2 protein-coding genes are annotated in these 3,354 nt (G+C 65.2%); both read left to right on the forward strand.

Annotated features, from left to right (window positions below; all coding sequences use genetic code 11):
- The first annotated feature begins 239 nt into the window (after positions 1 to 239).
- On the forward strand, positions 240 to 1,547 hold the full coding sequence (locus VJ307_03490; GenBank protein ID HJX73196.1) for a TolC family protein: 1,308 nt from the start codon (positions 240 to 242) through the stop codon (positions 1,545 to 1,547).
- A gap of 37 nt (positions 1,548 to 1,584) precedes the next feature.
- Complete coding sequence (locus tag VJ307_03495) at positions 1,585 to 3,168, forward strand: efflux RND transporter periplasmic adaptor subunit (protein ID HJX73197.1); 1,584 nt, start codon at positions 1,585 to 1,587, stop codon at positions 3,166 to 3,168.
- The last annotated feature ends 186 nt before the right edge of the window (positions 3,169 to 3,354 follow it).

The raw sequence follows: 3,354 nt of genomic DNA on the forward strand, positions 1-3,354 counted from the left end.
GACGTACAACCTGACGGGGATGGAGGGACACTTCGGCGCGGACATCACCCTGGACAAGCCGGGGAAATACGAGTTCTCGGTCGAGATCGAGGCGGGCGGGAAGAAGGGGTCCGGCAAGTTCTCGCATACGCTCAAGTAGCAAATAGCATGACCCCGCAAGGGAAAAATCAAAGGACGGAGAGGGGCCGCGATAAAGCGGCCCTTCGTTACCGGAATCCCATGAGAAAGGGGGTGCGGAGGTGGGAACGGAGATACGAAATCACGCAAGCGGGACGAATGCGTTGCGGCCGGGCATCGCCCTGCTGTTCCTCTTCGCATTCCTCCGGGCAATAGCCGCCACGGCGGCGGAGACGCCCGTTCCTGCGGCCTACTACGTCGGGGAGGCCCTGTCGGGGAATCCCTCTCTCGCATCCATGCAGGAACGGATCCGGATGAAGGAGAACGCGGCGGTCCGTGCCGGGGCGTTCGATGACCCGAAGGCCTGGATCGGGCTGACGAACGTGCCCATCGATACGTGGTCGTTTCGCGATGAGGACATGAGCGGGAAGGAGATCGGTGTCTCCCAGATGTTCCCCTACCCCGGCAAGAGGAAGCTCAAGACCGATATGGCCGTGCGGGAGCGGGAGCAGGCGGGTTACGACCTGGAGGAAATGAGGAGCATGCTCCGTTCCGAGGTGAAAATGACCTATGCGGAACTCGCCGCCGTGCGCCGGCAGGCGGAGGTGGTCCGCCGCACCCGGGACGTCCTTCGGGACATCGTGGGGGTCACGCAGGAGATGTACTCCGTCGGCCGGGGAAGCCAGCCCGACGTGCTCCGGGGACAGGTCGAGTCGGGGAAGATGCGCGAGATGCTGCTCATGCTCGAGAACCGGGAGAAGGTCCTGTCGGTCCGTCTCAACACCCTGGCGGCCCTGCCCCCGGACCGGCCGGTCCCGGATCTTGAGGAGCTCTCCGAGTTTTTCCTTCCCTTCCGGCCGGAGGAACTGATGGCGGCCTACCGGGAGGACCGCCCGGCCCGGAAGGCGCTCCAGGCGCGGGTCGCCCGGGGGGAGGCCCAGGTGGCGATGGCCAGGAGGGAGTATTACCCGGACTTCGAGGTATCGGTATCCTACATGCAGAGGGATCCGATGCTGGACGGGACGAAGCGGTCCGATATGGTCACCTCCATGCTGCTGATGAACATTCCCGTGTGGAGAAAGGCGAAACTCGACCCCGCCATCCGGGAGATGATCGCGGAACGAGAGATGGCGGCCCGCGAGCTGGACGCCCTGGACCTGGCGACCTCGAACGAGATCGGGCGGATCCTGGCCACGCTCGAGAACCGGGCGGCCGTGGCCGTCCTGTACCGGACGACGCTCATCCCGCAGGCCGAGCAGTCGTTCCGCGCGAACGTCGAGTCCTACGAGGTGGGAAAGATCGACTTCCCGATGTTCATGGATTCGGTGATGACGGTCCTCTCCTTCCGCAAGGAGTACTCCGGGATGGTGGGCGAGATGCACATGGAGAAGGCCAGGCTGGAAGCGGCCGTGGGGAGAGAGCTGAACTGAAGGCGAATGGGCCGCGAGGCCCGAACGGGGGATGATCGTGGGCGAAGAGCGCGAGGAAAGGATTCCGGGGGAGAAAAACGGCGCACCCGGGGAGGGAAAGGGGAGGAACGTGTCCCGGAAGGTCGCGTGGGGCGTTGCCCTGCTGCTGGCCCTCCTCTTGGCGGGGACGATCGCCTTCTACAACGTGCCCGCCTTCCACCACTTGCTCCACCCGCACCCGGCGGAAGGGACCGGCGGCACCGCGGAGGAGTCGGGGAAGTACACCTGCCCCATGCACCCCTTCATCGTCACCGACAAGCCCGGTGCTTGCCCCATCTGCGGAATGACGCTGGTGCTGCAGTCGAGCATGGCGGCCGCCGCCGCGCCGGATAACGCCGCCCCGGCGAAGAAGGAGCGGAAGATCCTGTACTGGACCGACCCGATGATCCCCGGCGACCGCAGCGACAAGCCGGGGAAATCACCGATGGGGATGGAGCGCACCCCGGTATACGAAGACGAAGCGATCGGCATGGTGGCGATGAACCCGACCCAGCGCCTGATGGCGAACGTGGCCACGCAGAAGGTCGCGAGGAGGGAGTTCGTCCTGGACACCTTCTCGGTGGGAAAGGTGTCGTGGGACGAACGGAGGGTGGCCAAGGTGGCGGCCCGGTTCGGCGGCAGGGTCGAGAGGCTGCACGTGGATTTCACGGGAACAGGGGTTACGCGCGGACAGCCGCTCCTGGACATCTATTCCCCCGAACTGATCGCGACGCAGCGGGAGTATCTTTTGGCCATCGAGGGGATGGAGCGGATGAAGGGAAGCCCATACGAGGACGCAAGATCCATGTCGGCGGGTCTCCTCGACGCCTCCCGGAGACGGCTTGCGCTGTGGGGCGTCACCGGCGCGCAGATCGAAGGGCTGGAGAGGACGAAGGAGCCGAAGACCGTCTTCACCGTTTCCGCCCCGGCGTCCGGCATCGTCACGGAACGGCTCGTGGCGGCAGGGCAGTACGTGATGGAGGGAACCCCGCTGTATTCGATTGCGGAGATCGATCCGGTCTGGGTCCAGGCGGAGATCTACGAGGCCGAGATCCACAAGGTGCCCGTGGGCACCCCGGCCGTCGTCACGACCGAAGCCTACCCGGGGAGGGAGTTCAAAGGGCTCGTGGCGTTCGTGGATCCTTTTCTTAACCCCGAGACCCGCACGGTCAAGGTGCGGATCAACCTCCCCAATCCCGGCAGTCTGCTCAAGCCCGACATGTTCGCCAACGTCCTGTTCCAGGGGAGGAAGGGGAAGGAGCTGGCGGTGCCCGATTCGGCCGTGCTCATCACCGGCGAGCGCGCGATGGCATGGGTGGAGGTGAAGCCGAACACCTTCGAACCGCGGATGGTCAAGGTGGGCCACAAGTCGAACGGGTATTACGAGCTTCTGTCGGGGCTCAAGGAAGGCGAAACGGTCGTGACCTCGGCCGGGTTCCTGATCGACTCGGAGAGCCAGCTCAAGAGCGGCCAGTCGGATCCCCACGCGGGGCATGGGGGCGCGGAGGGGCCGAAGCAGACGCCGAAGGAAGGCTCCGCTCCCGCGCCATCGTCTCGGGGGGCCGCCGGGGGAGACGGTCATGCCGAGAACGGCGGAAAGTAATCCGGGAAGGACGACGCGATGATCAACGGAATCATCTCCGCCTGCCTCAAGAACCGGTTCCTGACGATCCTGGGGAGCGTTGTCATCCTGCTGTGGGGGATCTGGGCGCTCCTGCGGACGCCTGTGGACGCCATCCCGGACCTCTCCGACAACCAGATCATCGTCTACACGATGTGGGAAGGTCGG

The sequence above is a fragment of the Candidatus Deferrimicrobiaceae bacterium genome (assembly GCA_035256765.1).
Taxonomy (GTDB): domain Bacteria; phylum Desulfobacterota; class Deferrimicrobia; order Deferrimicrobiales; family Deferrimicrobiaceae; genus CSP1-8.